The organism is Xaviernesmea rhizosphaerae, assembly GCF_001938945.1.
GTDB classification, from domain to species: domain Bacteria; phylum Pseudomonadota; class Alphaproteobacteria; order Rhizobiales; family Rhizobiaceae; genus Xaviernesmea; species Xaviernesmea rhizosphaerae.
Genome location: NZ_MKIO01000041.1, coordinates 359,757 through 385,076, shown reverse-complemented (window position 1 = coordinate 385,076; position 25,320 = coordinate 359,757). Strand labels below are relative to the sequence as shown.

General features: G+C 66.4%; 21 protein-coding genes and 1 riboswitch. Of the genes, 3 read left to right on the top strand and 18 right to left on the bottom strand.

The features are described from left to right. Nucleotide 1: 1 nt before the first annotated feature. From BJF92_RS22620 to BJF92_RS22595, 6 genes are all read right to left on the bottom strand, one after another. Nucleotides 2-850 carry a fumarylacetoacetate hydrolase family protein gene (locus tag BJF92_RS22620; protein WP_075636986.1) on the bottom strand — a complete coding sequence of 283 codons (849 nt, stop codon included), beginning with the start codon at nt 848-850 and terminating at the stop codon, nt 2-4. A gap of 2 nt (nt 851-852) precedes the next feature. After that, nucleotides 853-1,278, bottom strand: coding sequence for a cupin domain-containing protein (locus BJF92_RS22615; protein WP_075636985.1), 426 nt, complete (start codon nt 1,276-1,278; stop codon nt 853-855). 24 nt (nt 1,279-1,302) lie between these two features. Further along, the gene (locus tag BJF92_RS22610) at nt 1,303-1,698 is read right to left on the bottom strand and encodes a RidA family protein (protein ID WP_075637045.1); all 396 of its coding nucleotides are present in this window, start codon (nt 1,696-1,698) and stop codon (nt 1,303-1,305) included. Beyond that, nucleotides 1,691-2,110, bottom strand: a complete 420-nt coding sequence (locus tag BJF92_RS22605; RefSeq protein WP_075636984.1) for an acyl-CoA thioesterase — start codon at nt 2,108-2,110, stop codon at nt 1,691-1,693. Before BJF92_RS22605 ends, BJF92_RS22610 begins: the two co-directional genes overlap by 8 nt. Nucleotides 2,111-2,444: 334 nt before the next feature. Continuing rightward, on the bottom strand, nt 2,445-3,233 hold the full coding sequence (locus BJF92_RS22600; RefSeq protein ID WP_075636983.1) for an SDR family NAD(P)-dependent oxidoreductase: 789 nt from the start codon (nt 3,231-3,233) through the stop codon (nt 2,445-2,447). A 7-nt stretch (nt 3,234-3,240) separates the two neighbouring features. Beyond that, nucleotides 3,241-5,556: a bifunctional salicylyl-CoA 5-hydroxylase/oxidoreductase gene (locus tag BJF92_RS22595; RefSeq protein ID WP_075636982.1), complete on the bottom strand. Its 2,316-nt coding sequence runs from the start codon at nt 5,554-5,556 to the stop codon at nt 3,241-3,243. A 299-nt stretch (nt 5,557-5,855) separates the two neighbouring features. Between BJF92_RS22595 and BJF92_RS22590 the strand changes: the two genes are divergently transcribed. After that, entirely contained in the window at nt 5,856-6,170 is a 315-nt protein-coding gene (locus BJF92_RS22590; protein WP_075636981.1) for an RcnB family protein, read from the top strand. A 154-nt stretch (nt 6,171-6,324) separates the two neighbouring features. On the opposite strand, the gene BJF92_RS22585 is transcribed toward BJF92_RS22590, so the two are convergent. Continuing rightward, nucleotides 6,325-7,725, bottom strand: coding sequence for a chloride channel protein (locus tag BJF92_RS22585; protein ID WP_075636980.1), 1,401 nt, complete (start codon nt 7,723-7,725; stop codon nt 6,325-6,327). Nucleotides 7,726-8,092: 367 nt separating this feature from the next. Here BJF92_RS22585 and BJF92_RS22580 point away from each other — a divergent pair, with 367 nt between their 5' ends. After that, nucleotides 8,093-8,341, top strand: a complete 249-nt coding sequence (locus tag BJF92_RS22580; RefSeq protein ID WP_075636979.1) for a hypothetical protein — start codon at nt 8,093-8,095, stop codon at nt 8,339-8,341. 50 nt (nt 8,342-8,391) lie between these two features. On the opposite strand, the gene BJF92_RS22575 is transcribed toward BJF92_RS22580, so the two are convergent. Both BJF92_RS22575 and BJF92_RS22570 read right to left on the bottom strand, forming a co-directional pair. Then, nucleotides 8,392-9,654 (bottom strand): glycerate kinase type-2 family protein, encoded by a 1,263-nt coding sequence (locus BJF92_RS22575; RefSeq protein ID WP_075636978.1) that lies wholly within the window; start codon nt 9,652-9,654, stop codon nt 8,392-8,394. Further along, nucleotides 9,651-9,968, bottom strand: coding sequence for a Dabb family protein (locus tag BJF92_RS22570; protein WP_075636977.1), 318 nt, complete (start codon nt 9,966-9,968; stop codon nt 9,651-9,653). Before BJF92_RS22570 ends, BJF92_RS22575 begins: the two co-directional genes overlap by 4 nt. A 328-nt stretch (nt 9,969-10,296) precedes the next feature. Between BJF92_RS22570 and BJF92_RS22565 the strand changes: the two genes are divergently transcribed. Beyond that, nucleotides 10,297-11,907 (top strand): ABC-F family ATP-binding cassette domain-containing protein, encoded by a 1,611-nt coding sequence (locus BJF92_RS22565; protein ID WP_075636976.1) that lies wholly within the window; start codon nt 10,297-10,299, stop codon nt 11,905-11,907. Nucleotides 11,908-12,209: 302 nt separating this feature from the next. Here BJF92_RS22565 and BJF92_RS22560 read toward each other — a convergent pair whose 3' ends face one another. From BJF92_RS22560 to BJF92_RS22520, 9 genes are all read right to left on the bottom strand, one after another. Beyond that, nucleotides 12,210-13,226, bottom strand: a complete 1,017-nt coding sequence (locus BJF92_RS22560) for an ABC transporter ATP-binding protein (RefSeq protein WP_075636975.1) — start codon at nt 13,224-13,226, stop codon at nt 12,210-12,212. A gap of 10 nt (nt 13,227-13,236) precedes the next feature. Next, the gene (locus tag BJF92_RS22555; RefSeq protein WP_075636974.1) at nt 13,237-14,826 is read right to left on the bottom strand and encodes an ABC transporter permease; all 1,590 of its coding nucleotides are present in this window, start codon (nt 14,824-14,826) and stop codon (nt 13,237-13,239) included. 7 nt (nt 14,827-14,833) lie between these two features. Further along, on the bottom strand, nt 14,834-15,826 hold the full coding sequence (locus BJF92_RS22550) for an iron ABC transporter substrate-binding protein (protein ID WP_075636973.1): 993 nt from the start codon (nt 15,824-15,826) through the stop codon (nt 14,834-14,836). 835 nt (nt 15,827-16,661) lie between these two features. Then, on the bottom strand, nt 16,662-17,690 hold the full coding sequence (locus BJF92_RS22545; RefSeq protein ID WP_075636972.1) for an NAD(P)H-quinone oxidoreductase: 1,029 nt from the start codon (nt 17,688-17,690) through the stop codon (nt 16,662-16,664). Nucleotides 17,691-18,363: 673 nt separating this feature from the next. Further along, nucleotides 18,364-18,999, bottom strand: coding sequence for a 3,4-dihydroxy-2-butanone-4-phosphate synthase (ribB, locus tag BJF92_RS22540; RefSeq protein WP_075636971.1), 636 nt, complete (start codon nt 18,997-18,999; stop codon nt 18,364-18,366). 138 nt (nt 19,000-19,137) lie between these two features. Next, nucleotides 19,138-19,382, bottom strand: a riboswitch (FMN riboswitch). Nucleotides 19,383-19,477: 95 nt separating this feature from the next. Then, on the bottom strand, nt 19,478-20,782 hold the full coding sequence (locus BJF92_RS22535) for a CitMHS family transporter (protein WP_075636970.1): 1,305 nt from the start codon (nt 20,780-20,782) through the stop codon (nt 19,478-19,480). A gap of 289 nt (nt 20,783-21,071) precedes the next feature. Then, on the bottom strand, nt 21,072-22,067 hold the full coding sequence (gnd, locus tag BJF92_RS22530) for a phosphogluconate dehydrogenase (NAD(+)-dependent, decarboxylating) (RefSeq protein ID WP_075636969.1): 996 nt from the start codon (nt 22,065-22,067) through the stop codon (nt 21,072-21,074). A gap of 134 nt (nt 22,068-22,201) precedes the next feature. After that, the gene (apnL, locus tag BJF92_RS22525) at nt 22,202-24,070 is read right to left on the bottom strand and encodes a D-apionate lactonase (protein WP_075636968.1); all 1,869 of its coding nucleotides are present in this window, start codon (nt 24,068-24,070) and stop codon (nt 22,202-22,204) included. Beyond that, a complete protein-coding gene (locus BJF92_RS22520) occupies nt 24,067-25,101 on the bottom strand; it encodes a Gfo/Idh/MocA family protein (RefSeq protein ID WP_075636967.1) in 1,035 nt (344 codons plus the stop codon). Before BJF92_RS22520 ends, apnL begins: the two co-directional genes overlap by 4 nt. Between the last annotated feature and the right edge of the window lie 219 nt (nt 25,102-25,320).

Sequence of the window (25,320 nt, the reverse complement as noted above, 5' to 3'; positions counted from 1 at the left end):
CTCAGTCCCTCGCGGCGATGGTGGTCTGGCGCTGCTCGCCCAGGCCCTCGATGCCGAGCGTCATCACCTGTCCCTCGCGCAGGAAGACCGGCTCGGGCTTGATGCCCATGCCGACGCCGGGCGGCGTGCCTGTGGCGATGATGTCGCCGGGCAGCAGCGTCATGAACCGGCTGATATAGCTGACCAGATAGGCGACGCCGAAGATCATCGTGTCGGTGTTGCCGGTCTGGCGGCGCTGGCCGTCCACATCGAGCCACAGCGCCAGCTTCTGCGGGTCGGCCACCGCGTCGCGCGTCACCAGCCAGGGGCCCGTGGGGCCGAACGTGTCATGGCTCTTGCCCTTGGTCCATTGCCCGCCGCGCTCCGACTGGAAGGCGCGCTCGGACACGTCGTTGATGACGCAATAGCCGGCGACGTGGGACAGCGCATCCGCCTCGCTGACATATTTGGCGCGGGTGCCGATGACGACGCCGAGTTCCACTTCCCAATCCGCCTTCTTCGAGCCGCGCGGAATTTCCACGGGGTCGTTCGGGCCGATGATAGCGGTGGTGGCCTTCATGAACAGGATCGGCTCCTCCGGCGGGGCCTTGCCGGTTTCTTTTGCATGGTCGGCATAGTTGAGGCCCACGCAGATGAATTTCGACGTGCCGGCCACGCAGGCGCCGATCCGCTCCGGCGTGATCACCGGCAGGCTCCGGACGTCGAGCGCGCGCAGGCGGTCGAGCCCGGCATCGGACAGGACATCGCCGGCAAGGTCGGGGATGATGCCGGAGAGGTCGCGGATCTTGCCGTCGGCATCGAGAAGGGCGGGCTTTTCGGCGCCCGCCGGGCCATGGCGAAGGAGCTTCATGGTCAGGCGCGCCGGAAGCCCTGGAGCACGCTGTCATCGACATCGGGCAGGTTGACGACGATGTTGTCGGGCGTGCGCGTGGTCAGCCAGACCAGCTCTTCGGTGGTGGACATGTTCACCTCGATATGCGGCCAGTTCGGCGGCACGAAGATGAAGTCGCCTTCCTCCATGTCGAGAAATTCCTGCCAGTTCTCGCCGAAATAGATCCGCGCCTTGCCCTTCAGCACATAGCCGCCGGTCTCGGCCTCACCGTGATGGTGGGGATAGGAACGATAGCCCGGATCGTTGGAGACCTTGCCGAACCAGATCTTGGTGGCCGGCGTATGCTGCGGGCCGACGCCCGAGACACGCACGCAGCCACCGGACTGGCCGGTGCCTCTGTCTTCCTGGCCCTTGCGGGTGATGACGGGCATGACCTTCATGTTCATGATGTTTCCTCCTCGACTTTATTTTTAATCGGGAACGACGGCCAGCGCCTGGATCTCGATCTTTGCGCGGTCTTCCATCAGCGCCACCACCTGCACGGCGGCCATGGGCGGGAAATGCCGGCCTATGATCTCGCGATAGACAGCGCCGATCTCCTTCATCCGCGATTTGTAGGCAACGCGGTCGGTGAAGTACCAGGTCATCTGGATCAGATGTTCGGGCCTGGCCTCCGCCGCCTCGAGCACGCTGACGATGTTGATGAGCGTCTGGCGCACCTGGTCGACGAAATCGTCGGAGTGGAACTGGCAATGCGCGTCCCAGCCGATCTGCCCGCCGACCTGCACGATGCGGCCGCGCGCGCTGATACCGTTGGAATAGCCGATGGGCTTGGCCCAGCCGTCGGGCTGGATGATTTCATGCATCATGGGAAGGCTCCAGATAGCGGGTCAGACCTGCGCGCACGTCGTCAGGCCAGGGATGGGATTTGTGATCGGCAAGCGAGGTCATGACGATGCGCTGGCGCACGGTCCAGATGACGTCGCCAGCGACGGTGACGATGGTTTCGAGATCCAGCGAGGCGCGGCCGATGGCGCGCACATGCACGGCGAAGTCGAGCACGTCGCCATAGACGGCCGGCTTCTTGAATTCGAGGTTCAGCGTCACGGTCGGCAGGCCGAGCTTGCGCTCGAACATGATCTCCTTCCAGGTGACGCCGAAGGAGGCGAACATCGCCTCGTTGACGTCCACCAGCATGGAGAGATAGGCCGGGTGATAGGCGATCCCGGTCATGTCGCAATCGCCGAAGCGCATTGGCTTGGAAATGGTGAAGGGCATCGTCTAGGCTCCCATGTCTTCTTCTGTTCTCTGATTGAATTCGGTGGGCGTCAGACGTGCCGTGGGCCGCGCGAAAGCCCGCTCAACCTGCCCTCTCCCCGTGGGGGAGAGGAGGCCCAACCCCGCACCCGTCATGCTCGGGCTTGACCCGAGTATCCGCAGCCGCAGACTCTGCGTGTGCCGCGCGGATCCTCGGGTCAGGCCCGGGGATGACGAAGAAGCGCCGCAGGACGCCAGCCACACCATCACTTCTTCCCTTTGGGAAAAAATGCCGGCAGGCAGATGAGGTCGGCCGCCGCCCGTGAGTTTCGAGACTGTTTCCATCATCCCCGCCTCAGCCCGCCATGATCTCGCCGCCGGCGACCGCGATCGCCTGTCCGGTGACGGAGCCCGCCCCCGGTGAGGCGAGCCAGAGCACCGTGTCGGCCACTTCCTGCGGCTGCACCAGGCGGCCCTGCGGGTTGGATCTGGTAAATTCGGCCAGCGCCTCCTCGGCGCTGCGGCCTGTCTTCTCCACGATGGTGGCGATGGAGCGCCGGATGATCGGGGTGTCGGTGAAGCCCGGACAGACGGCATTGACCGTCACCCCCTTCTTCGCCAGTTCAAGGGCCAGCGCTCGTGTCAGGCCGATGACGCCATGCTTGGCGGCGCAATAGGCGGAGACATAGGCATAGCCCGTCAACCCGGCGGTGGAGGCGATGTTGATGATGCGCGCGCCCTCGCCATGGGCCTTCAACGCCGGAAGCGCGGCCTGGGTGACCTGGAAGACGCCCGTGAGGTCCACGCCGATCACATGGTTCCACATCTCGGCGCTCGTTTTCTCGAAGGGCGCGCTCGGCGCCTGCCCCGCATTGTTGACGAGGATCGATACCGGGCCGAAGGCGGCGCGGGCCGCATCCAGACCGCGGGCGATCGCTGCCGCGTCGGTCACGTCGAACCCGTCGGCCACGAAGCTCGCTTCGCCGATCTCTTCGGCCAGCGCGTCGAGCGGCTCGCGCTGCCGGCCGGCCAGCGTCACCCTGGCGCCGGCGGAGGCCAGCGTGCGGGCGATCGCCGCGCCGATGCCGCTGCCGGCGCCGGTGACGAGCGCGTGCCTGCCATCAAGAGGGGAGGCCGTCAGCATCCGCGCCTCACTTCGCCGCCGCGCCGGCGCGTTCGAGATTGGCCTCGTACTGGCCCTTGCCGGACATGTACTGCTTCGGCCAGGCCACGCTCTTCAGCCCGATCCTTGCCGCCTCGTGCAGCGCCCAGGCAGGGTCGGCCAGATGCGGGCGGGCAACGGCGCAGAGATCCGCGCGGCCAGCGGCGATGATCGAATTGGCGTGGTCGGCCTCCGAGATCGCGCCGACGGCGATGGTGGGAATGCCGATCTCGTTGCGGATCTTGTCGGAGAAGGGCGTCTGGAACAGCCGGCCATAGACGGGCTTCTCTTCCTTCCACACCTGACCTGACGAGCAATCGATCAGATCGGCGCCGGCATCCTTGAACATCTGCGCGAAGATCGCCGCATCCTCCGGCGTGTTGCCGCCTTCCGCCCAGTCATGACAGGAGAGACGCACCGAGATCGGCCTGTCATCAGGCCAGGCGGCCCGCACGGCGGCGAAGACTTCCAGCGGATAGCGGGCGCGGTTCTCGTGGCTGCCGCCATAGTCGTCCTCGCGCCGGTTTGTGAGGGGCGAGAGGAAGGAGGAGATCAGATAGCCGTGGGCGGCGTGGAATTCCAGCCAGTCGGCTCCCACCGCTGCCGCCCGCTTCGTGGCGGCAACGAAATCGGCCTTGACGCGGTCCATGTCCGCCCGGTCCATCGCCTTGGGCACGGGGCTGTGCTTGAGATAGGGCAGGGCGGAGGCGGAGATCAGCGGCCAGCCGCCTTCGTCCAGCGGCTGGTCGATGCCTTCCCAGGCGCGCCGGGTCGAGCCCTTGCGGCCGGCATGGCCGATCTGAATGCCCACCTTGGCGGCGCTGTTGGTATGGACGAAATCGACGAAGCGCTTCCAACCCGCCATCTGCGCGTCGTTCCACAGCCCTAGGCAGCCGGGCGTGATGCGGGCATCCGGCGAAACGCAGGTCATCTCGGCGAAGACGAGGCCGGCGCCGCCAAGCGCGCGTGCGCCAAGATGCACCATGTGGAAATCGTCGAACAGGCCGTCCTTGGCCGAATACATCGCCATGGGCGAGACGACGATGCGGTTGGCAAGCGTCGTGCCGCGCAGCGTATAGGGCGTGAACATCGGCGGCAGGCAGCGTTCGTTCTCGCTGACCTTCAGGCCCGACTGACGGGCGAACCAGTGCTCGTAGCCCTCGAGCCAGCCCTTGTCGCGCAGGCGCAGGTTCTCATGGCTGATGCGCTGCGAGCGCGTCAGCATGGAATACATGAACTGTTCGGGCGGCAGCGTGTCGGCATAGCGGTCGCCCACCACCTCGAACCATTCCATGGCGTTGCGCGCCGCATTCTGGATGCGGGCGACATCGACGCGGCGGATCTCCTCATAGGTCTTCAGCACCTCGGCGATCCTGGCCTTGTCATGGCCGGCCTTGTTGAACTGGTTGGCCAGCTCGATCGCATCGTCAATGGCAAGCTTGGTGCCCGAGCCGATGGCGAAATGGGCGGTGTGGGCAGAATCGCCCATCAGCACCACATGCGACCTGCCATTGAAATGGCTCCATTTGCCGCAGATCAGCCGGGAGAAGTTAAGCCAGGCCGAGCCGACCAGATGGCGCGCATTGGTCATCAACTCGGCGCCTTCGAGCGTTTCGGCAAAGAGAGACTGGCAGAAATCGATCGATTCCTGCTGGCTCATCCGGCCCAGCCCATGGGCCTCATAGGCCGTTTCGGTGGTCTCGACGATGAAGGTCGAGGTGTTCTCGTCGAACTTGTAGATATGTGCCTGGAACCAGCCGTGATCCGTCTTGCGGAAGTCGAAGGTGAAGGCATCGAACAGCTTGTTCGTGCCGAGCCAGATGTAACGGTTCGGCCGCACCACCAGATCCGGCTCGAAGATCTCGGCATATTTCCGGCGGATCTTCGAGTTCAGACCGTCGGACGCGATGATGAGGTCGGCATCGGGGAAATCGAGGTCGCTGTCGACATCGGTCTCGAAGGTGAGCTCGACGCCAAGAGCCTCGCAGCGCGCCTGCAGGATGTTCAGGAGCTTCTTGCGGCCGATGCCGACGAAGCCATGGCCCGAGGTGCGCTGGCGCGTGCCCTTGAACAGCACCTCGATATCGTCCCAATGGTTGAAGGCTTGCTTGATCTCGGCCGCGCTCTCCTGGTCCCAGACCTGCATCGAGGCCATGGTCTGGTCGGAGAAGACCACGCCCCAGCCGAAGGTGTCATAGGGGCGGTTGCGCTCGACCACGGTGACATGATGGTCAGGATGAAGCTTCTTCATCAGGAGCGCGAAATACAGGCCGGCAGGCCCCCCGCCGATGCAGACGATACGCATATGCTTCCCTTCCTTGTGATCGATCGTGAAGCGGGGCCCTCATCCCTGGCGGCCCGCCGCTCCGGCCAGATAGTTTAAGTTTAAAATATATTGGTCCGGCGACGTTCGTCAAGCTGAAAATCGTGTCTTTCCCTGCTGCTGGCTGGGGCCGCGCGCCCGGAAAACTGCCGGTGGAAGCTGCAGCGGAACTGAAATAGAATATTCTAACACGCTGATTTCATGAGGAAATTGTAACATTTGTTTCAGTTTCCATTCATCTTTCGGGCGATATCGGTAAGGCGTCAACAACGGAGGTTTCCATGAAAAAGCTCGTTATCGCCGCCCTGTCGTCGGTCCTTCTGGCCGGCACGCTTGTGCCCGCGACCCAGGCCGCCGCGCAGGATCACCGCCGGTTCGACCGCGTTGAAAAGAAGGTGGTCGTCGTCAAGCACGGGTGGAAGCGCGGCCATCGCCTGTCGCCAGCCGAGCGCCGCCATCTGGCCGATGTGCGCGACTATCGCCGTTACCGCCTTTCGGCCCCGCCGCGCGGCACGCGCTGGGTGCGCGCCGACCGCAGCTTCCTGCTGATCTCGCTCGGTAATGGCACGATCCGTCAGGTGGTCACGGTGCGCTAAAGCATCGGACCGAAAAGTAGGAACCGGTTTTCGGACAAATCCGATGCGCTAACGCATCATCTGATCCGAGTGAAAACGAAGATCGATGGGAGCATGCTGCAAACAAAAGGCTTGAGACGCGTCGATCTGTTTCAAGCGGATCGGGTAGCGCGTCTCAAGCGTCGCTCTTCTTCACCGGGCGCGGATCTTCCGCGCCCGTTTCCGCCGTGTCCGGCCGTGCTTCCTGCTCCTCGGCGCGGCTCTGGCGCATGGCTGCGGCGAGGAAGCTGCGGGAGAGGCCGTGATAGAGCGGCTCGCTCTGCAGGAGGCGCGAGGTCAGATAGCCGAGCATGGACGCGCCCATGATGGCGATGACGCCGTCATGATTGCCGGTCATTTCCAGGATGATGACGAAGGCCGTCATCGGCGCCTGAACCACGCCGGCGAAATAGCCGGCCATGCCGAGCGTTGCGGCCAGCGTGATGCTGGTGCCCAGCGCCAGGCCGAGGCTGGAGCCGAGACCGGCGCCGACGGCCAGCGAGGGCGCGAAGATGCCGCCGGGAATGCCCGATATCATCGACAGGAAGCTCGCCAGCAGCTTTTCCAGGAAGAAGAAGGGCGGAAGCGCTTGGCCCTCGATGGCGCCACGGGCCTGTTCATAGCCGGTGCCGAAGGTGGCGCCGCCGGACGCCAGGCCGATCAGCGCCACGGCCAGGCCGCAGCCGGCCGCCAGCAGCACGCTGCGCCGCAATGGCAGCGGCTGCATCCAGCGGCGGATGCGCCGGCCGAGCGACAGGGCGAAACCGCTGAAGCCTGCGCCGAGCGCGCCGCCGGCGACGCCGCAGACCACCACCAGCAGCCATTCACGCGCCGAAGCGGGGCCGATCGAGGCCAGACCGAAATAGGTATAGGTGCCCGAAAGCCCCAGCGCGGCGAGGCCGGAGAGAATGACGGCGGTGAGCACCAGCCCGTTTGAGCGCGCCTCGTAGGCGCGGCCCATCTCCTCGATGGCGAAGACGATGCCGGCGAGCGGCGTGTTGAAGGCGGCGGCGATGCCGGCGGCGGAGCCGGCCAGGATCAGCCCGCGCGCCTGGGCCATGCCACCAAAGCGGGCGACCGCCAGCATGATCGACGCGCCGACCTGCACCGTCGGCCCCTCGCGCCCGATCGAGGCGCCGCTGAACAGGCCGAGCAGCGTCAGCATCACCTTGCCGAAGGCGACCTTCAGCGACAGGAGTCGCTGCCGGTCGCGATCCTCGTGCAGATGCCGGGCGGCAATGGCCTGGGGAATGCCGCTGCCCTGCGAATTGGGAAAGAAGCGCAAAGCGAGATAGGCCGAGAGCGCGAAGCCTGCCGGCGTGAGAAGGAGCGGCACGAGGTCACCATGCGGCCCCGCGGCGGTGATCCGGCCGAAGAGATGCTGGGCGAGATCGGCGAGCTTGGCAAAGGCGACGCTGACCAGGCCGATCGCCAGCGCCCCGCACCAGAACACCAGCCGCGGCCGCCAGAGCGCCGGCGAGGCCCAGAGAATGCGCGACCGGCGCAGGATTTTCGACTTGCGGTGGAGCGGCGGCATGGCATCCTGCCCTGGATCGTGATCGGGATGTGAGACCTGCCCGGTCTTAAACGGGAATGATGAGCTAAATCAAAATTCTCAGAGCGGAAGGCGGCGAAAGCGCTGTTCGGACATCGGGTGGCGGATGGGCGCGGCCGTGCTTGAGCGGCAGCCGCGCGCGGTTCTTTTTCAAGATTGGCGCGTCGAGGGCAAGGAGAAAGGCGTTCCGGCGTGCAGAAAATGGCGGCGACCGTCAAAGCTTGCGTCCCCAGCGTATCTTTCAGCCGATGTGCCTTGAGGCGAGACGATCACGCAGCGAACCTTTTGCCCTGCCTGAGGGTTGAATCGGGCACCCCGCTTCAGACAGCCTTTGCAAGGACACGCGTGCATGACCGACCAGCCGATCGACGCTTTCGCCGCCGCCCTCTCCCCCATGACCGAGGATGAGCTTTTCACCGCCCTTTCCCGGCTGGAGCGCGAGAGCGAAAAGGGCAGCGGCGTGGAGGGTGACGGGTCCCCACAGGCCGAAACGCTGGCGCGCATCGCCCTGGTGGAGGAGGAGGTGGAGCGGCGCTATCCCGGCCAGCTTCTGGCGCCCTACCGCGCCTGGAAGAGCCGCGATCCGCTGCTGGGATGAGCCCGCCGGGCGATCACAGGAGGAAAGCCGCGGCCACCACCGACACCGGCTCAACCGATCAGGAAGGCCCTGAAATCATTGACATTGGTGCCGGTCGGGCCGGAGACGAACAGGTCTTGCGACAGAGAGAAGGCCGACCATGCATCGTGGCGCGAGAGCAGCGCCGAGGGATCGCCACCGGCTGCACGGATGCGGCCCGCCGTGCCGCCATCGCAGAAGGCGCCGGCATTGGTTTCCGAGCCGTCGATGCCATCGGTGTCGGCCGCCAGCGCGACGATGCGCTCGACCCGGTCGAGATCGATGGCCGCCGCCAGCAGGAATTCGGCGTTGCGTCCGCCCCGGCCCTCGCCATCGCTGCCGAGGGTGACGGTGGTCTCTCCGCCGGAGAGAAGAACGGCCGGCTGGGCCGGGCCGGTGCCCTGCTCGGCGAATTCGCGGGCGAGCGCGGCATGCACCCGGCCGACTTCGCGCGCCTCGCCCTCGATCGCGTCGGAAAGGATCAGCGGCGTCACCCCGGCCCGGCGCGCGGCATGCGCCGCTGCCGAGAGCGACACGCGGGCCGACGCGATCACCTCCACCCTGTTGCGGGCAAAGGCGGCATCGTCGGGTTTCGGCGCCTCTGCCATGCGGATCGCCTCGATGACGGCGGCCGAGAGCGGCAGGCGATAGGCCTCGATCACATCCAGCGCATCGCGCGCCGTGGTCTCGTCCGGCACGGTGGGGCCGGAGGCGACGAAGGCGGGATTGTCGCCCGGCACGTCGGAAACCACCAGGGTGACGACGCGCGCGGGCGCGGCAAGCGCGGCAAGCCGCCCGCCCTTGATGCGCGAGAAATGCTTTCGCACCCGGTTCATCGCCGAGATCGGCGCGCCGGATGCCAGAAGCGCCTTGTTCAGCGCGATCTCGTCGGCAAGGGTGAAGCCGATCGGCGGGGCGGGCAGCAGGGCGGAGCCGCCGCCCGAAATCAGTGCCACCACCAGATCGTCCTCCGTCAGCCCCTGCACGTGGTTCATCAGCGCGGCGGCCGCCAGAAGGCCGGAGCGATCGGGCACGGGATGAGCGGCCTGGAGAATGCGGGTCTGGCGGCAGGCGGCCACGGGACCATGGCGGGCGACCGCCAGGCCCGACAGCGGCCCGTCCCAGGCGCGCTCGAAGGCGGCCGCCATCTGGCTCGCGGCCTTGCCGGCTGCCACCAGCACCGTTCGCCCCTTCGGCCGCGCGGGCAGATGCCGGCGGATCGCATCGTAAGGATCGGCCGCCGCAACGGCCGCCTGAAACAGCGTGGTGAGCAGCGCGCGCGGGGCCTCGATCATCCCGCGATCTCGAGATCATAGACGAACACGCCCTCGACCCCGCCCGTCGCCGCCGCGACGATGCGCGCGCCAAGCGCCTGATGCAGCGGATGGACCAGATAGCGGTCACGCGCCGCCGCATCGGCAAAATCGATGATGAAGCCTTCGGAATAGCCCTTGTCCATCCCGGTCTCTGGGCTGACATTCGGCCCGCTTTGCACGGTCAGCATGCCGTCCACATGTGCTTTAAGCCCCTCGATCCCCGCCAGGATCGCGGCCTTTTCCTCCGCAGCGACGGAGGCGGAATAGCGGATGAAAACGCAATGGCGGATCATGGGATTGAAGTCCTCTCGTGAGCATGGCGAAGGGCGGCCGGAACCGCAGCCCTGTCGAAGCGCAGGGCTCCTCTACCTTGCGCATCAACCGCCTTACCATGACCGCCCGCCGCGGCCCCGGCAAGCCGCGCCGGCGACACAGGCAGGCCTGTACCCGTGCTTTTTCAGCCAAGTCGCGCGCAGCGTGAATTCCGAACCGGCTGCACACTTGAGATGCGCGTGCCGCACGCCTATATTGGAGCTGTTCCCCTGAAAAAAGGTGCGACCACTATGAACCAGACCATCTCAGCCATCACTCCCGTGTTTCCGCTGCGAGATGTCCTGTTTCATGCCTGCTTCGATTTCCCTGACCGGCCTTTGCTGGTCCACCCCTGATGACACCCCGCTTTTCACCGATCTGACGCTGGCTTTCGGCCCTGAGCGCACCGGCATTGTCGGTCGCAACGGAAGCGGCAAAAGCACGCTGCTGCGGCTGATTTCTGGCGAAGTTTCCCCTGTTTCCGGCCAAGTGCGCGTGACGGGCGTGCTTGCTGCAATGCGCCAGGACGCGATGGCGCAGGCCGGCGAGGCGCTTGCCGATCTCTTCGGCGTGCGGCCAGCGCTCGACCTGCTGGGTCGCGCTGGGGCCGGGCTTGCCCGGACAGACGAATTAATGGTCGCCGACTGGACCTTGCCGGCACGCATCGAGACCGCGCTCTTACGGTGCGGCCTTTCGCTGCCGCCGGAAACGCCGCTCGCTGCACTGTCCGGCGGGCAGCGCAGCCGGGCGGCGTTGGCCGCAGCGATCTTTGCCGAACCCGACATCCTGCTTCTGGACGAGCCGACCAACAATCTCGACCGTGCCGGAAGAAAGGCCGTGATTGATCTTCTAAGGGGCTGGCGCGGCGGGGCAATCGTCGCCAGCCATGACCGCGAACTTCTGGAGGAGATGGACGCCATCGTCGAGCTCACATCCTTGGGCGTGACCCGCTACGGTGGGAACTACAGCGCATTCCGCGAGCGAAAGGATGTGGAACGCGAGGCCGCGGCGCGCGATCTCGCCGAGGCGGAAGAGGCCCGCCGCGAGGCTGATCGGCGGGCGCGGCAGGCGAGCGAGCGCAAGGCGCGCAAGGACAGCGCCGGGCACAAGGCGCGCGCCCGCGGCGACCAGCCTAGAATCGCGATGAACACCGCCCGCAACAGGGCGGAGGCGTCGGGCGGGGCGGGCAAGCGGTTGCGCGAGGCGCGGCGCGCAGGAGCTGAAGAGACGCTTGCCGCTGCACGCGAGAAGGTCGAGGTGCTGCAGCCGCTGCGCATGGATATCGCGCCAATAGGCCTTGCGCCCGGCAAAACCGTGCTACGGCTGGAAGGGCTGACGGGCGGCTATACTGGCGACCAGCCGATCATCCGTGATCTGTCGCTGACCATGACCGGCCCGGAACGCGTGGTTCTCACGGGGCCGAACGGCAGCGGAAAGACGACGCTTCTCCGGCTGATCACTGGTCGGTGCGAGGTGCAAAGCGGCCGGGTGGACGTGGCGGTGACCTTCGCCCTGTTGGACCAGCATGCTGGCCTGCTTGACCCTGACCTTACGCTGCGCGACAATTTCTTGCGGCTCAGTCCGCTGGCCGGCCTGCACGACGCCCATGCGGCGCTTGCCCGATTCGGCTTCCGCGCGGCCGACGCCCTGCGGCTTGCCGGGCGTCTAAGTGGCGGCGAGCGCCTGCGGGCGGGCCTCGCCTGTGTCCTTCAGGCGGTGCCGCAGCCGCAGCTCCTGATCCTGGACGAGCCGACCAACCACCTCGATCTCGACGGCATCGCCGCGCTGGAAGCCGCAATGGCCGCCTATGATGGCGCTGTTCTCGCCGTGAGCCACGACACGGCCTTTCTTCGGTCGCTGGCGCCGACGCGCTTCATCTCCTTGGAACGTCATGCAAATGTCGATGACAGTACCTTATAGGATGGCCGGCGATCTCAAGGCTGTGGAACGACAACGATGGCATCGGTCTGCAGACAGGCAGGCGGGCAAGGTCTTGCGCAACACCAAGCACAGCCGGAACGGGACGTGCACCATCAACCCGCAAAGATCGTACGTAAAAAACCAGTGAAAATGGAAAAGTGGCCGCGTGGCGACCCCTTCCATGAGTTTTGGTTCGCTTCGGGTCAGGTGCAACGCGCAGGGACGCTGAAAAACTTGCAGAAGGCGGGCTTAAACGAGGGCTGCCTCGCTTTCTTCACCACACTCCACTTTCGCTCCGATGCCTATCCCACCACCACGCCCGGTGCCACAGCTTCCAGCTGCACGCGCGCGCCGGGCGCGACGGCCGGCGTGGCGGGCGCGTCAGTCGTGTCGAGCTGCAGCGCCGTGCCGTCGGCCGCGCGCAGGAGATAGGTGACCTCCTGGCCGCGATAGATCCGGTCGGTCACGGTCGCCTCCGCCCCGCCCTCCGCCACCAGCGCCAGCCCCTGCGGACGCAGCGAGAGGGTGACGGGGCCGTGGGCTTCCGGTTCGATCGGCAGGGGGCCGAGCACCGTGCGGGCGCGCCCGCCCTCGGCCATGCCCTGAAGCAGATTGGTGCGGCCGAGAAAGCCGGCGACGAAGGCGCTGGCGGGGCGCTGATAGACCCTATCCGGCCGATCCGTCTGCTCCACCCGCCCGGCTTTCAGCACGGTGACGCGATCCGACAGCGACAGCGCCTCCTCGCGGTCATGGGTGACGAACAAAGCGGTCATGCCGCTGGCTCTGAGCACGTCGCGCATCTCGCGCCGCGCGGTTTCGCGCAAGGAAGCGTCGAGATTGGAAAAGGGCTCGTCCAGCAGCAGGAGGCGCGGCCGGGCGGCGAGCGAACGGGCGAGCGCCACGCGCTGCTGCTGGCCGCCGGAAAGCTGGTCGGGCCGGCGCCCCTCCAGCCCCTGAAGCCGCATCAGCGCCAGATGGTCGCGCACGGCCGCTTCCCGCGCCGACTTGTCCAGCCGGCGCAGGCCGAAGGCGATGTTGTCCGCTACCGTCAGATGCGGAAACAGGGCGTAGTCCTGAAAGACCATGCCGATATCGCGCGCCTCCGGCTTCAGCCCGTCGATGCGCCGGCCGTTCATGGTGATGGCGCCCGACTCCGCCTGCTCGAAGCCGGCGATCAGGCGCAGCGCCGTGGATTTGCCGCAGCCCGAAGGGCCGATCAGCGCATGGATTTCGCCGGCCGTGATCGTCAGGCTTAGGCGGTCGAGCGCCACCACGCCGCCGAAGCGTTTGGTCAGGGTCTCGATCGACAGCAGCGTCATGGCGGTTTCCTCACGAGGTTTTGCCGGCCGCACGGCCGGACCGGGTCAGGACGAGGCCGACGAACAGGCTTGAAAACAGGATCATCAGCCCGGCATAGGGCGCGGCATCCACCAGCGCGCCCTCGCTGCTGCGGGCAAAGACGGTCATGGCCAGCGTCTGCGTTCCGGTGGGCGAGAGCAGGAGCGTGATCGGGAGCTCCTTGGCCACCACCATGAAGACCAGGAGCCCGCCGGCTACGAGCGCGCGCATGAGCTGCGGCAGGGTGACGCGGCGAAAGGCGGCGAAGGCGCCATGGCCGAGCGAACGCGCCGCCTCCTCCGTCCGGGGGCCGAGCTGCAACAGCCGGCTGCGCACCGGCCCGAGCGCCAGCGCCAGGAAATGCAAGGTCAGCGTGGCGATCAGCAGCGTCATGCTCTGGTAAAAGAAGGGGATGACGGCGAGCGAGAAGAACACCATGGCCAGCGCGAAGGGCAGCGCCGGCACGGCATAGCCGAGATAGACCATGCGCTCGGCCAGAAAGGCGGCGCGGCCGGGAAAGCGGGTGGTGACCAGCGCCACCGGCAGGGCGGCCGCCATGGCCAGCAGCGCCACTGGCCCGGCGATCGTCACCGTCTGCAGCGCGGTCGCCGCCACCGCCGGCCAGTCGATCGCTTCCGGCGCGCGGCTGAGCCAGAACAGGATGACGGAAACGGGGAGGCCGAGGGAGGCTGAGACCACCAGCGCGATGAACAGCGCCGCCGGCAGGGCCATGCGGCCGAGGGGCGCGCGCGGCAGGACCCGCGCGGTGCCGGTGCCGGTGCGCGCCAGATGCAGGCGCCGCGCCGCGCGTGCTTCCGCCGCCAGGAACAGGCCCGCCAGCGCGATCAGCATCAGCGCCAGCCAGGCGGCGTAATAGACCTCGAAGGCCCCGGCATACTGGCTGTAGATCGCCGAGGAGAAGACGTCGTAGCGCATCAGGGCGATCGCGCCGTAATCGCCCAGCGTATAGAGGGCGATGACCAGCCAGCCGGAGAGGAAGGCGGCTTTAAGCTGCGGCAGCACTACGCGCAGAAAGGTGGAAACGGCCGAATGCCCGAGGCTGCGCGCGCTTTCCTCCAGCGCCGGATCGAGCGTCGTCAGCACCGTGCGCAGGTTGAGAAACAGATAGGGATAGACATAGAGCGACAGCGCCAGCGTGGCGCCGGAAAGCCCTTCCAGCCGCGGCAGGCGCATGCCGAAGACCTGGTTCAGCGGTCCGTAATAGCCTGATAGGCCGATCAGCGCATAGGCCATGACATAGCCCGGCACGGCCAGCGGCAGGGTGAAGAGAACGGGCCAGAGCCACGGGAAGGGCAGCCGGCAGCGCGTGACCAGCACCGCCAGCGGCAGGGCGATGGCGGTCGACAGCGCGAGCACGCAGACGACGAGCGACAGCGTATTGGCCAGAAGCTGCGCCGTGGCCGGCCGGAAGACGAGGAAGGCAAGCTCGGTGGCCTGCGTCTCGGCCGCGCGCACGACCAGATAGACCAGCGGAACGAGCATGGCGCCCCCGGCCGCAAGGGCCGGAAGCGCCAGAAGAAGCGGCGGGCGCGCCGCCGCGATCGACCGTGTCGAGGACATCGGCGGCTTAGAGCAGGTTCAGCTCGGTCAGGAGCTTCTTGGTGCCCTCGGTGTCGTTCAGCGCTTCGAGCTTGACATCGGGGGCGAAGTCCTCGGGCTTGGCCACGGGGCCGAGCGTGTCATTGGCGATCACGCCCTTGATGACGGGATATTCGCCAACCGAGGCGGAGAAATATTGCTGCGCGACCGGGGACAGCATGAACTCGACCAGCTTGGTGGCGTCGCTCTTGTCGTCGCTTGCCTTCAGCACGCCGGCGCCAGAGACGAAGAGCAGATTGCCGATGTCGCCCTTGGCGAAGAAGGTCTGCGACACCGGGAACTTGGCATCGCGCAGCTTGAAACGGGTCAGATAGTAGCTGTTGACCAGGGCCACATCGACCTCGCCATCGGCAACGGCCTGCACCTGGGAGACATTGTTGGCATAGGTGCGGGCGCCGTTGTCCACCAGACCCTTGACGAAAGCGCGGGCCTTGTCCTCGCCGTCCTTGACGCGCATGGCGGTAACGAAGGCCTGGAAGGAGGCGTTCTTCGGCGCGAAGCCGACCTTGCCCTTCCACTCCGGCTTGACCAGATCGTAGACCGACTGCGGCAGCTTGTCGGCGGCCACGCGCTCGCTGGAATAGACCAGCGTGCGGGCGCGGCCCGAGGTGCCGATCCAGCTGTCATTGCCGCCGCGATAGGCGGCCATCTGGCCCTCGAACAGCCCCGCCGGCAGCGGCTCCATCAGATCGGCCGTGGCGCCGAGCGCGCCGGCATCCTGGGCGATGAAGACATCGGCCGGGCTCTTGGCGCCTTCCTCGCGCAGAAGCGCTGCCAGCTCCGCCGTCGTGCCATAGCGCGCCTTGGTCTTGATGCCGGTCTGCTCCTCGAACACCTTCAGGATCGGCGCCATGAAGGCCTCGCCACGGCCAGAATAGACGGTCAGATCGTCGGCATGCGCCGGAGCGGCGGCAATCAGGCCGGCAAGCGCCAGAAGCGACAGGCGAAGGGAAGAGGTCATGGGGTGTCTCCGTCTCGGGTTCGTTGCTTACGGATCGGCATCCGATGTCCCGCTTATCAGAAACATGAGTTTTTGAGTCAATAATGAGATGCACACGAAAAGCAGAAGCTTATACACGTTTTGGTGAAATTTCGTGATCGGCCGGAAAGCGGGCGGCCTGCTTTCCGGCTTTGCGCGTCTCAAGCCTTTTTATTTGAAGCATGACCTTATTGCGCTTCGTGTCGTACGAAACACTGAGGAGCACATCCGAGTTTTGAGATTGCGGGCAGAGATGATCGTCACGCGTGACGTCGTCCTCGGGCCCGTCCCAAGGATCTGCCATGGTCAATGAGTCGCCGAGATATCATGCGTTTGCAGATGCTCGGGACAAGCCTGAGCATGACGAGACGGGGACTCTGCGCATCTGCCAGGAAGCGCCAGACATTGGGAAGCCGTCGACGGGATTTCGGTTCAACCGCATCTGATGATGCACAAGCCCGGACGCTGCAAGCTCGCAACGATTATAAGTAAAGAAACAGTAAAAATGGAAAAGGGGCCGCGTGGCGACCCCTTCCATGAGTTTTGGTTCGCTTCGGGTCAAGTTCAACGCGCAAAGGCGCTGAGGAACTTGCAGAAGGCGGGCTTAAAACGAGGGCTGCCTCGCTTCCTTCACCACACTCCCCATGCCCGAACCAAAGACCGAAATCTCACTCGACATCAGGATCACCTTCCTTTCTCTACGTTGACGACAAGATAAAGGTAGCTCTTTGCCGGCGAATTACAAGAGATTTCGTGCGGTCGCCGTTTTTTTCCGAGCGTGCCTGCCAGCTTCCGGCAAGCCAGGCGCGGAGAGCGCTCACAGCGTCAGCACGATCTTGCCGATGTGATCGCCGGCCTCCATCAGCCGGTGCGCTTGCGCCACCTCCTCGAAGGGCAGGACGGCGTGGAGCACGGGCGCGACCTCGCCGGCCTCCACGAGCGGCCAGACATTGTCGATGAGGTCGTCGCGGATCGCCTGCTTTTCCGTGGCGGTGCGCGGGCGCAGGGTGGAGCCCATCACGCGCAGACGGTTCATCATGATCGGGGCGAGCGACACCTTCTCCGCCGTCGCCCCGCCCATCAGCGCGATGATCGCCAGCCGCCCGTCCTTGGCGAGCGAGGCGATGTTGCGCTCGAAATAGCTGGCGCCGATCATGTCGAGGATCACGTCGACCCCGCGCCCCTGCGTTTCCGCAGCGATCACCGCCTGGAAATCCTCCTCGCGATAGTTGATGGCGCGCTTGGCGCCGAGCCCGAGGCAGGCCTCGCATTTGGCGGCGGAGCCGGCCGTGGCATAGACCTGGGCGCCGAAGGCATTGGCCAGCTGGATCGCGGTGGTGCCGATGCCGCTCGTTCCGCCATGCACCAGGAAGGTCTCGCCCTCCACCAGATCGGCCATCTGAAACACATTGGCCCAGACGGTGAAGAAAGTTTCCGGCAGGGCGGCGGCGGTGGCCGCATCCATGCCGGCGGGGATGGGCAGTGCCTGGCCGGCCGGAACGGCACAATATTGCGCATAGCCGCCACCATTGGCGAGGGCCGCCACCCGCTCGCCAAGCGCGAAGCCTTCCACCGCCGCGCCCATCGCCACGATCTCGCCGGCCACCTCCAGGCCGAGGATCGGGCTGGCGCCCGGCGGCGGCGGATAAAGGCCCTTGCGCTGCATCACATCCGGCCGGTTGACGCCGGCGGCCTCGACCCGGATCAGCAGATCCTCGGGCCCCGGAACCGGCAGCGGCCCCTCGGCGATCACCAGATTTTCCGGCCCGCCCGGTGCGGTCAGGCCGACATGGCGCATGGTGGGCGGCAGAGCCGTGCTCGATGGGGAATCATGCGGTGTCGGCATGGGTATTCCTTCCTGCTTGATCATATCGGACCGAAAGGCGCGAGCCGGTTTCGGAAACCGCCATTCTGACAACAAAGACGGGGAGTATCGGCCCGCTTATGCTTGACGGTCCGGCGCTCCCGCCGCGCGGCCTTGTCCCGTCGCGTGGAACACACAGGTCAGCCGCGGGCTTCGCAAGACAAGATAAGGCACGGGGACGGAATCGGAAGACCGGCGCCTGTTCGGGCAAGGTCGGTTTGCCACGGCCGGGGACGGACAGGGCTGGCGGCGCAAGGGTATCTGGAAGATTACCGATGTTTCATTTGCAGTGCAGCGCAGGCGGGCTTAGGCTTTCCTCGTTCCCGTCTCGCGGCCGGACGCCGCCGACACGACCCCGGCAGCGCGGCGGGAGCATCAGCAAGCCTTCCTGCAAACGTCTCTCCGCCCGCACGGAGACTGTTTGCGGCCGCATGCGACAGCGGGTCGGGCGCGCTTGGCGCGTTCCGGCCCGCTTGTGCGCAAGCGGGTGGCCGCAGGGCTTGAGACAGGGTCCGAAAAGGGACGCCGTCTTCGCTGCAATGCTTCAGGCGGAAGCCGATTTTCACCGGACAGGAACAGAGATCCGGAAATGACGGACCGAGAGCCGGCCCGTCGTTCCTCTGGTCATTGCGTTTGGGTGGTTATGGCGCTGCGGTCAGGCGACCGAGCGCAGCGCGGGGGCGGCATCGCCCTGGCGATAGGCGACCAGATCCTCGATCGTCACCAGCACCAGACCGTTCTCCCGTGCGAAGATTTCGAGGTCGGGCAGGCGGGCCATGGTGCCGTCGTCCTTGGCCACTTCGCAGATGACGCCGGAAGGCGCGCGGCCGGCCAGCCGGCAGAGATCGACGGCGGCTTCCGTATGGCCACGGCGGCCGAGCACGCCTTCCGGATGGGCGCGCAGCGGGAAGACATGGCCCGGACGGGCGAAGTCGGCGGGCTTTGTCGTCTCATCCACCAGCGCACGGATGGTCAGCGCCCGGTCGGCCGCGGAAATGCCGGTGCTGGTGCCGGGAATATAGTCGACCGAAACGGTGAAGGCGGTCTGCAGATATTCGGTGTTGACGGGCACCATCAGCGGCAGATCCAGCGCTTCCAGCCGCTGACGCTCCATCGACACGCAGATGAGGCCGCGCGCCTTGTTCATCATGAAGGCAATCTGCTGGGGGGTTATGCTGTCGGCGGCGGCGACGATGTCACCCTCGTTTTCCCGGTCCTGATCGTCGACGACGACGATCATCTCGCCACGGGCGAGCGCGGCGATGGCATCTTCGATTTTGGCAATGGTCATGTCTTCTGGCCTTTCAAGGGTTGGCCGCTTTCGCGGCATGTCCGGCGCCACGCGATCCTTCGCGCGCGCAAGAGTCTCCCTTGGGCGAACAAGCATAGAACTCGGCCGGTCGTTCGGAGCCGGCATGAGCGTCTTCCGCATTGCTCTCTTCCATCCGGACTATACCGTCGGCTCCGGCCTCGCACCGGATCTGCTGACCTTCCTGCCGCCGGCTGTTGAACCGGGAGACGGGAAGCGCTCGCGGGCTCCGGGCATCCTTGGCATCCCGCTTGTGGAGAGAGCCGCAGACTGCTCTGCCGCATCCGCGCCGACCGAAGTCGCCACACGGGTGAAGCAGGCCCGATACCGCCGGTGGGGAATTGCACCCCGCCCTGAGAACGGCGTCACTGTAACGCGAGGATGACAGGAAAGGCAAGAGCCGCTGGATGTGCTTGTGTCAGGCGGCTCTTTGGGTCGCGTCTTGGCTCTGATGGGCTCTTCAGTAGAGCGGAACCGCACCGCTCAGAGCCGCGCCGACCAGCATCAGAAAGGCCAGCAGAACCGACCACTTCAGCGCGAAGCGCTGCAGCGCGCCGGTCTCCACCTCGGAGAGATTGGTCAGCACATAGAGCGCCGGGACCAGCGGGCTCAGCATATGCATGGGCTGGCCGATCAGCGAGGCGCGGGCGATCACTTCGGGCGCGATGCCATAGGCCTTGGCGGCTTCCGCCAGCACCGGGACAACGCCGAAATAGAAGGCGTCGTTGGACAGCAGGAAGGTGAAGGGCCCGCTCAGCACGGCCGTGATCAGCGGGATCATATTGCCGGCAGAGGCCGGGATCAGATAGATCACGCTCTTCGCCAGCGCATCGGTCATGCCTGTGCCGGAGAGAATGCCGGTGAAGATGCCGGCGGCGAAGATGACGGCGACGACCGACAGCGCGCTGCCGGCATGGGCCTCGATTCGCGGGCGCTGGTCGCGCACATGCGGGAAGTTGACCGCCATGGCAATGGCGAAGCCGATCATGAAGACAACGGCCAGCGGCAGCAGGTCGGCCACCAGCAGCACCATGACGGCGGCCGTCAGCACCAGGTTGAAGCCCTGCAGGAACGGCCCGCGCGCCACGACCGCACGGTTGACCGCCTCGGCCGGGGATGCGCCGCTCTGCGCGAGCATGCCGGTGCCGAGTGCTGCCAGACGGCGGCGCTCCGACAGGCCGAGATAAGCGGCGATGCCCACGGCGCCGAGACAGGCGAGCAGGATGGACGGCAGAAGCGGCACGAAGACCTGCGAGGGCTCCAGGTGCAGCGCCGCCATCACCCGCGCCGTCGGCCCGCCCCAGGGCGCCACGTTGATGATGCTGTTGGGGAAGACGGTGACGGCCGGCAGGATCAGCGGATTGATGCCGAGATGGCGGTGCAGCGGCATCATCGCGGTGACGCAGATCAGATAGGTGGTGCTGCCGTCGCCATCCAGCGAGACGACCATGGCCAGCAGCGTCGAGCCGACGATCACCCGCAAGGGGTCGCCATGACAGACGCGCACGACGAGGCGCACCAGCGGATCGAACAGGCCGACATCGATCATCAGGCCGAAATAGAGAATGGCGAAGAGCAGGAGCGCGGCCGTCGGGCCGATCTTCTTCAACCCGTCCACCACCATGGTCGGGATCTCCGCGCCGAAGCCGCCGAGAACGGCGAAGACGATCGGCACCAGGATCAGCGCCAGGAGCGCGGACAGACGGTTTGTCATGATCGCCGTCATGAAGACGACGATCATCGCGTAAGCGAGAGCTGTAATCAAAATTTATCCCCCCATGATCGACAGAACGACCATGGGTCCGATCCGCGATGCGTCTTCTCCAAGCGCCGCAAGACCGGGACGTTCAGACCAGGGGTCAGCCCGGCCAGGACCTTGTGCGCGCACGACCTCTAGAAGGCGCATCCTATGCGGGCAAGGGTTACTTGCCTATTTCATCATACTTATGAGCAAGGCTTGCCAAACGGCAACAGGTCACGCCGACTGCAGAGGCTCCAGCGCCATTGCGGCCTTGCCGATGAAAGCCTTCGGCAAGGCCCGCCGTCGCAGCCCCTCAGGCCTTGGGCTTCTCGTGGTGCCCGCCGAAGGCGAAGCGCATGGCCGAGAGCAGCTTGTCGGCGAACAGCGATTCGCCCTGGGAGGTGAAGCGCTGATAGAGCGCGGAGGTCAGTACGGGCGCCGGCACGCCGGTATCGATGGCGGCCTTGACCGTCCACCGGCCTTCGCCCGAGTCCGACACGCGTCCGCCATAGCCCGAGAGATCGGGATCGGCGGCGAGCGCCTGGGCGGTGAGGTCGAGCAGCCAGGAGCTGATGACGCTGCCATGACGCCAGACCTCGGCGACTTCGTCCAGATTGATGTCGAACTGGTAATATTGCGGCGTCGGCAGCGGGCTGGTCTCGGCATCGGCCGTGCGCGCGGCATGGCCGGAATTGGCGGCCTTGAGGATGTTCATCCCCTCGGCATAGGCGGCCATCATGCCGTATTCGATGCCGTTATGCACCATCTTGACCAGATGGCCGGCGCCGGAGGGGCCGCAATGCAGATAGCCGCGCTGGGCGGTGGGCAGTTCGGCCGGCATGCCGGCGCCGGGCGCCAGCGAGGCGAAGATCGGGTCGAGATGGCGCACCGCCTCGTCCGGCCCGCCGATCATCAGGCAGTAGCCGCGCTCCAGGCCCCAGACGCCGCCGCTGGTGCCGGCGTCGACATAGGCGATGCCGCTGTCCTTCAGCCGCGCGGCGCGGTCCACGTCCTCGTGGTAGTGCGAATTGCCGCCGTCGATGATGATATCGCCCGGCGCCATCAGCCGGGCGACGTGGTCGACATTCTCATCGGTCAGCGCGGCCGGCAGCATCAGCCAGACGCAGGCCGGTTTCTGGAGCTTGCCGACGAGATCCTCGATCGAGCTCGCGCCCACGGCGCCTTCCGCCACCAGCGCCGCCACGGCCTGGGGGTTGATGTCGTAGACAACGCATTCATGGCCGGCCCGCAGGAGGCGGCGCACCATGTTCGCGCCCATCCGACCGAGACCCATCATAGCAAGCTGCATGAGATTTTTCCTTCTGACGACGTCGGAGGCCCGACGGTTCACGCCTCTATTTAGGGCGTGCACCGCAAAAATGGGACCGGCCTTTTCTGGCCCGCCTACCTTTTCTAACCTCGACCTTTCATGAACGATGCAAATTAACGCAGCGTGACGACCGCCGCCTCGAAAGGCGATAGGCTGTGTGTGTCCTTGCCTGCCGGCATGCCAAGCTGGCCGAGCGAAACGGTGAGCGGCAGGGCTGTGAGATTGGCGAGCAGCAGATGGTCTGCCTCCCCGCCATCGCCCGTCACCGTAAAGGCCCGCAGCCTTGCCGGGTCCGCGCTGTGGCAGGCACGCCAAGGCCGGCCGGCAAGGCGGGCGAGCTGCGCAATCGGTGCGGCCAGCGGCCGCAAATCGCCCTCGCGCACCGGCTCGCCGGGGCCGGCGATCAGGCCGAAGGGACCGGTCAGGGCCGACAGCGTCAGGCATTCCAGCCCGGCCGGCAGCACGCTTTCGGCATAGCCCAGCGCGAAGGCGGCGGCGAAGCCTCCATGATGCCGAGGATCGCGCGCGGCCATCGGCAGGCGCGTGAAATGCGGATTGGGCATGGTGCGGCTGCCATAGGGGTTCTGCCGCATGGCGAGCATGGAGGGGCCGATGCGATAGGGCTTCTCGCCATAGATCGCCCGCACGGACCGGGTGATGAAGGGCAGCGCCTCCAGCGTCTGCATCACGCTGAGATCGTCGGCGGCGTGGACGATCGGGCAGGTGCAATGGCTGATAAAGTCGAGATCGTCTGCCGGCACGCGCTTGCGGTTCAGCTCGGTGAAATAAGAGAGCATGCCGCCGCCGAGCCGGATGCCCGGAAAGGCCGCGCGCGCCGCGGCATAGACCGTCTCCAGCGGTGGGCAGTCCGGCCAGGCGCTGCCGGGCGGGGTGGACTGCCGGTCGACGGCGGGCGAGACCAAAATGGCTTGCGGCGCGAAGCCTGCCGCCTTCATCCAGCCGGCGATGTCGGTCAGCTCTTCTGCCGGCGGCCGCCGGCAGGGCAGGGCCAGCTCCAGCGTGCTGCGGCCCTTGTGCCGGGCGGCGAGCGCTGCGAAATCGGCAAGCGCATCCTGTCCGTGCCCGGCGCCGGGATCGAGGGAGAAGATCAGCTCTTGGGGTGCGAGCGCCGCCAGCCGCCGGGCCTCGGAAAGGCTCGCCTTCGCCTCCTCGGCGGAGATCCACAGGCCGATGGCGGGCAGCCGGCCGCTTTCATCGCCGAAGGACAATGCGACCGGATCGGCGGCGACGGCTTCGCCCTTGAGCGCCGGCCTTGCCGCGCGCCGGTCGGTGATGCGAAGCGACACGCGCTGCGCCTGCGGTTCATCGGCGGGGATGCGATAGGGCCAGGGCAAAGCGAGCGGACGCACATAGGTCTTGTAGGAGGCATCCGACCAGTTGCGCTGGTCCTCCATCTCGAACGTGTCGCCTTCCATGCGGCATAGGGCCTCCACGTCAGCCATGGGCCAATGGGCGATGGCGCGCATGTCCTTGAAGGGTTGCCAGGGGTCGATCAGCTCGGGAAAGCGGGTCTCTACCAGCCGCCCGTCGACATGCTCGACCCGCGCCGGCGCGCCGGCCAGCCCGAGGATCGGATGCAGCACGCAGAAGCCGCAGCGATTGGTGGTGAAGCCTGTGGGGGAGAGCGCCGTGGCGGCGAAGACCAGCTCGTCCTCGCGCCCCTCGATCGACACCGTCACTGCCAGCCGCTCGCCCTCGTGCCCGTCGCAGTGCGCGGTGTAGGTTACGGCAAACCGGTCGGCCTGCTGGTCGATGGAGAGGTCGGAGATGTGCGGCGCAATGGTGCCCCAGTCGCGGTCGCGCACCAGATAGGCGAGGGCGCGCAGCACCTCGACGCCATCATAGCGGATGGCGCGAAGATTGCCGTCGGACAGGTCCGCCGTCAGCCGTCCGGCGGCAAGGCGCAGCGGCGGGGTCTCGGTCTCACGCGTGCCGAAGAGCGGGAAGGGATCGCCGGTCATGCGATGAGCGCGTCCGGGCGCAGGGTCTGGCGGTTCAAGGCGCTCTGATAGCTCGCTTCCACCAGCGCCAGCGTTTTCATATTGTCTGCCCCCGAGGTTTCCGGCGTCAGGCCTTTGCGCAGCACGTCGCGCCAGTGGGTCTGCAGCGCGGCCACGCTTTCCTGAATATTGTGCCAGGGGCGGGAGGCCCAGGGCAGGAGGGCGGGCGCGACCTCGGTCGTCGTGGTGCCATCGCGGCCGGTCACCTCCATGCGGTAATCGGCTTTGAGACGCAGCGTGCCTTCCGACCCGTCGAGCTCCACCAGCGTCTGCGGGAAGAGCTCCTGCGAGAGTCGGCTGGCATAGCTGACATCCACCACCGAGGTCGCACCGCTCTTGTGATCCAGAAGCACGGTGGCGACATCCTCTCCCCGGATCGCCGGGTTGACCCGCTTGGTGCGCGCCGTCAGGCTCTCGACGTCGCCCAGAACGAAACGGGCGATGTCCAGCGTATGGATGCCCAGATCCTCCAGAATGAAGCGCTCGCCCTCGGCCAGATAGGGCTGGCCGGAAAACACGTCGAAGGCGGAGCGGAACGAGAAGCGGCCCCAGAAGGGCGTTCCGATGGCGCCGGCATCGAGCGCCGCCTTCACCGCGCGGATCGGCGTCTGCCAGCGGAAGTTCTCATGCACCATCAGGGGCACGCCGGCCGTCTCCATCGCCGCCACCATGGCCTTGCCATCGGCGAGGGTGCGGGCGAAGGGCTTCTGGCAGATGGCGGCGATGCCATGGGCGGCGGCCATCTCCACCAGCGCCCGATGGCTGGCCACGGTGGTGGCGATGTCGACGAAATCGAAACCGCCTTCGGCAAACAGGCTTTCCGCATCCGCATGACGGCGGGCGACGCCGAAGCGCTCTCCCATTTCGGCCAGCCGCCCCGGATCCCGGTCGCACAGCGCGACGATCTCCACCCCATCGATCCCGGCCCAGCCATGCATCTGGTTGACCGCGAAAAAACCGCAGCCGATCAGCGCGCCTCTGAGTGTCGTCATGATGGGCTCCTCCTTCCCTCGGGCGCAAGGGCCCGCCGTGTTTCTTGTCGGGCGGACGCGCTTGTGGCGCGTGCCGGTTGGCTCGCGGGGGATGAGATCGCTCCCGCCACCGCTGCACCCCCTGTGGATCCTCGGGTCAAGCCCTGACATGACGTCGCAGGTGGGGGTGCCGTTGCGGAGATGGCGAGCGAGGCAGGAGACCTGCTATCGCGTCGCAAC

Excerpts from the sequence above, each read along its gene's own strand:
- BJF92_RS22620 (WP_075636986.1), bottom strand. The coding sequence starts at position 850 with ATGAAGCTCCTTCGCCATGGCCCGGCGGGCGCCGAAAAGCCCGCCCTT.
- BJF92_RS22615 (WP_075636985.1), bottom strand. The coding sequence starts at position 1,278 with ATGAACATGAAGGTCATGCCCGTCATCACCCGCAAGGGCCAGGAAGAC.
- BJF92_RS22610 (WP_075637045.1), bottom strand. The coding sequence starts at position 1,698 with ATGCATGAAATCATCCAGCCCGACGGCTGGGCCAAGCCCATCGGCTAT.
- BJF92_RS22605 (WP_075636984.1), bottom strand. The coding sequence starts at position 2,110 with ATGCCCTTCACCATTTCCAAGCCAATGCGCTTCGGCGATTGCGACATG.
- BJF92_RS22600 (WP_075636983.1), bottom strand. The coding sequence starts at position 3,233 with ATGCTGACGGCCTCCCCTCTTGATGGCAGGCACGCGCTCGTCACCGGC.
- BJF92_RS22595 (WP_075636982.1), bottom strand. The coding sequence starts at position 5,556 with ATGCGTATCGTCTGCATCGGCGGGGGGCCTGCCGGCCTGTATTTCGCG.
- BJF92_RS22590 (WP_075636981.1), top strand. The coding sequence starts at position 5,856 with ATGAAAAAGCTCGTTATCGCCGCCCTGTCGTCGGTCCTTCTGGCCGGC.
- BJF92_RS22585 (WP_075636980.1), bottom strand. The coding sequence starts at position 7,725 with ATGCCGCCGCTCCACCGCAAGTCGAAAATCCTGCGCCGGTCGCGCATT.
- BJF92_RS22580 (WP_075636979.1), top strand. The coding sequence starts at position 8,093 with ATGACCGACCAGCCGATCGACGCTTTCGCCGCCGCCCTCTCCCCCATG.
- BJF92_RS22575 (WP_075636978.1), bottom strand. The coding sequence starts at position 9,654 with ATGATCGAGGCCCCGCGCGCGCTGCTCACCACGCTGTTTCAGGCGGCC.
- BJF92_RS22570 (WP_075636977.1), bottom strand. The coding sequence starts at position 9,968 with ATGATCCGCCATTGCGTTTTCATCCGCTATTCCGCCTCCGTCGCTGCG.
- BJF92_RS22565 (WP_075636976.1), top strand. The coding sequence starts at position 10,297 with ATGCCTGCTTCGATTTCCCTGACCGGCCTTTGCTGGTCCACCCCTGAT.
- BJF92_RS22560 (WP_075636975.1), bottom strand. The coding sequence starts at position 13,226 with ATGACGCTGCTGTCGATCGAGACCCTGACCAAACGCTTCGGCGGCGTG.
- BJF92_RS22555 (WP_075636974.1), bottom strand. The coding sequence starts at position 14,826 with ATGTCCTCGACACGGTCGATCGCGGCGGCGCGCCCGCCGCTTCTTCTG.
- BJF92_RS22550 (WP_075636973.1), bottom strand. The coding sequence starts at position 15,826 with ATGACCTCTTCCCTTCGCCTGTCGCTTCTGGCGCTTGCCGGCCTGATT.
- BJF92_RS22545 (WP_075636972.1), bottom strand. The coding sequence starts at position 17,690 with ATGCCGACACCGCATGATTCCCCATCGAGCACGGCTCTGCCGCCCACC.
- ribB (WP_075636971.1), bottom strand. The coding sequence starts at position 18,999 with ATGACCATTGCCAAAATCGAAGATGCCATCGCCGCGCTCGCCCGTGGC.
- gnd (WP_075636969.1), bottom strand. The coding sequence starts at position 22,067 with ATGCAGCTTGCTATGATGGGTCTCGGTCGGATGGGCGCGAACATGGTG.
- apnL (WP_075636968.1), bottom strand. The coding sequence starts at position 24,070 with ATGACCGGCGATCCCTTCCCGCTCTTCGGCACGCGTGAGACCGAGACC.
- BJF92_RS22520 (WP_075636967.1), bottom strand. The coding sequence starts at position 25,101 with ATGACGACACTCAGAGGCGCGCTGATCGGCTGCGGTTTTTTCGCGGTC.